The sequence below is a fragment of the Coxiella-like endosymbiont genome, assembly GCF_002871095.1.
Classification (GTDB): Bacteria; Pseudomonadota; Gammaproteobacteria; order Coxiellales; family Coxiellaceae; genus Coxiella.
The window spans coordinates 1-3667 of sequence record NZ_NSHJ01000168.1 but is presented as its reverse complement, the minus strand read 5'-3'; the positions used below and the strand labels follow the sequence as shown (position 1 = coordinate 3667).

Sequence of the window (3667 nt, the reverse complement as noted above, 5' to 3'; positions counted from 1 at the left end):
TTATTGATGTGTTTTTTAAAAAAGCTAAGTTATATTAGTAATTAACAGTTTGATTATATTGATTCGAAAAAAAATACTCCTATTTTTAGTGAATTATTTTTCTTTGAAAGATATAGCCTTTTTGATATAGATTTCAAGAGTCTTTGCATATTAGATTTCTTTGATGAAAAGACATGAGAATATCCGTCGGTTTCAACTTTAATGAGCAAGTGTTATCGTGCTAAATATTTTATGAGATCTCATTTACTTGCTAAGCTAATTAAATTTGAGGTCTGTACATTATGGCATTGCTTTCCAGTCACGGATTAGTCAAATGAATGATGTAGATATACCCTTATATTAATGATTATTTAGTAGAATTACTAGATAAGAGAATGAAAGAATTCGTTGTCATTTATCTTTCATTTTTTACAGACTGTTTGAAAAGATTAGAAAAAGTTGGTATTTAAACCAATGATCAATAGAGAATTGGATGGTAAGCAATTCTGGTTAATTCCTACCTTAAATGCTCATTATCAATAGATAAAACCGATCAGTTATCGATATGATTAGAAAGTAGCTTATAAGTCGTTCTTAAAAAAAGAAATCACTTGGCTTGAAGTTATTTTAGCAATTACAATCAGTGTTGAATTAATAATTATATTCACTATTCGTGGCTTTATGATGGTTGAACTTAACTATAAAGTAGAGCTGAATAATAAAGGAAATATAGATTTTATCTTAGGGGGAGTAATTAATAAGTATTAATGTAGCGTTATACTACTATTAATGTATTGTCATGCTAATTTTGAATCTGGAAACTACAGTAATTGATAATCTTAAATTGCAAGTGATTAGTTTAATGATAGTTTCATTATATTAGAGCTAATTTAATAGATCCGTGGGGTAAAAATTACTCTTTAGGGGGAAAATGCACCACAGAATATGTAAAAATTATTTTTAACTATATCCTCCTTAAAGGAATTAATTAAATCTGTGTCTAAAAGATATGTACTATGACATACACATGACAAAGTGATAAAAGAGTTGTTCAGAATTAAGTTATTTTATAGAGTTATCATTATGTTGGAAATTGTTTTAGCGAGTCAAAATGAAGGGAAGTTGATAGAAATACAAGATTTGTTAAAAAGTCTTGAAATACGATTTATTCCTCAGACAAAATTGAATATTCCCCCGGTAGAAGAAACTGGAACAACTTTCGTAGAAAATGCTATTATTAAGGCTCGTCATGCAGCAAAGTATTCAGGTCTACCTGCGTTAGCTGATGATTCTGGTTTAATCATTACTGCTTTAAATTCGGCTCCAGGAGTTTTTTCTTCTCGATATGCGGGTGGTCATGCAACAGATTCAGATCGAATCCAAAAAGTTTTAAAAGAATTAGAGAATATAGATAGTCGTGATCGTAGCGCAAGTTTTCATTGTATTTTAGCTTTAATAGAAAATGAAACAGATCCAGCACCTCTGATTTGTCACGGAGTCTGGGAAGGAAACATTGTCTATGAACCTAAGGGAAAAAATGGATTTGGTTATGATCCTATTTTTTATATTCCTTCCCATCGTTGCACTGCTGCTGAGTTAGACTTCAAAGAAAAAAATCCAATTAGCCATCGCGGTCAGGCTCTTCAAGAATTAATGGCTATTTTAACAAATTCTTTTTTAGTCTAACTGAGGGGGGTATAGATGCTTCCTTAACTAACAATACATTGACGTGAACTAATAAATTTTAAAAATCTAGTATTTTTTTAAGTAAAATTTCATTATAGAAGGTATTTTGTGTACCAGATAGTAGCTTAGTAGCTTCTAAAAAGAAAATACCTCGGATCTTTAATATGAATAAATTATATCAATAGGTTAGGTTAGTATATTAATTATTATCACGGTATCACGGTTTTTTAATTTGAGGTCTTTTAATTTGATTTTACTATTTGTCACTTTTATGATGGGGAGTTTTTAATCTTTAAACAATTAATATTTAAATAATAGGGTTGGCATTACCAAATAAAGTTGGCATTACGATTTTCACATCAACCCAGAAAGTTACGCGTTCACTTTAATGAATAGTGGCCATCTTATAAAAGTAACTATATTGTGGTATTTCGTACGGAATTAATCCATATTTCTGAGTTTATCTTCATCAGACTTAATTATACTCTTTTATTTCAATCCCCCCCTTTGTGCTCTTACCTCTTATTAAAAACTTCTAACAATCACAGTAATAATATCAGATTTAAAAAAATTGATTATTAATGGATTAGCTAACATAACAAGTAATTGCCTTTTAGTTGGGGATTATGGTATTTTTTTAAAAAGTAACAATAATTTGACGTTGAGGGGATGATACAGATCAATTAAATTACTTAATGAAGAGGAGGAAGGGCTCTCCCCATTTATAACCATATTTATTTACGTTGGATGAAGGTCACTATTTAGTGGACTTAACACAAACCCTTTATAAGGATTTTTTAGGATATGCTACTTTAGAAGCACAATATTTAAGATCAAAATATTGAAGTATAAAAATTATTATTCTGTCGTGTATGTAATTTTCGTTAATATTGTTGCAAGCGTTAACTTCAGGGTGGTTAAATGTTTATTATTACAGCTATCCATAAATTTAACTTATGATTTTTATATAGTTGTTATTATTGAAGTTAGGTCTAATAAACCTCGAACGAGGTTATATTAAGTAATAATTTTAGGATTATATTTTTGATATTTAAGTAAGTTTGATAGACAGTTTAAAAGCATGAAGATTTTAAAAGGGTCATTTAAAGAGAGCATTAAAAACAATGGTTGTTGTGTTAATTGCAAACACTACCGTAAAGCATTGATGGCTCCTAATAGATTGGCTATCTATTTCAATACAAATTTGTGATTGTAAGCTATAAATTAGTTTAGGTGTAACATCAGGAAAAATATTGATGATCAATAATACTTTACCTTTCTCTAATTAGAGTATTTTCTTAGAAGAGCTGTCGGTAAATCTTTGGGATCAATATTTATTAATACCAAAAGCAAACAAGATTAGTTGAATTAAACGAATACCCATAATCACAGAACAGTTAAATAATCATACTGGATTTATAGAATTCTTTCAGAATTATAACAGCACAAATAATATATACATCTCGAAAAATCTTGATTCACTTTCCCTAGACCTTTTAACTGATAAAAAAGGGCTATAAAAACCTCTTCTAGGCTAGGAAAAAATTTTTTGAGTAATAAGCTCAAGTTTTAAACGAGCTAATACTAAATTTTTAATTGGTTAACGTTGTAATGGTGTTGTCTTAAGACTAAGACGAAAAGAATACATTTAAAAAAGAAGAAATTAAAAATTTATACCGGCTATGATCTTTAAGTGCGCTGTTAATGTTTTAAGATTTTCCTCAAAGACTTTTTCACGATGTGGATAAAGAAGAATCTTCAATCATTCAATCAAGTATTACCTTCTAAACGCATCGTTTAGCTTAATTCATATAATGGCTAATATACTAGTTTTTTGATTCTTTATTTCGATAAATAATAATATGAGTATAGTAGAATGCAAGTGAGATAAGTTTTAAAATCAATTCTTGCAGTTGGTTTGTTTAATAGTAATAATTTACTATGATATATTCATGCTGGGAAAATAGTAGATAATATTCCTGCTAATTATTCTCTACTATCT

General features: G+C 28.7%; 1 protein-coding gene. It reads left to right on the top strand.

Annotated features, from left to right (window positions below; translation table 11 throughout):
* The first annotated feature begins 1062 nt into the window (after positions 1-1062).
* Complete coding sequence (gene rdgB, locus CLERM_RS03755; RefSeq protein WP_102157246.1) at positions 1063-1665, top strand: RdgB/HAM1 family non-canonical purine NTP pyrophosphatase; 603 nt, start codon at positions 1063-1065, stop codon at positions 1663-1665.
* Positions 1666-3667: the final 2002 nt, after the last annotated feature.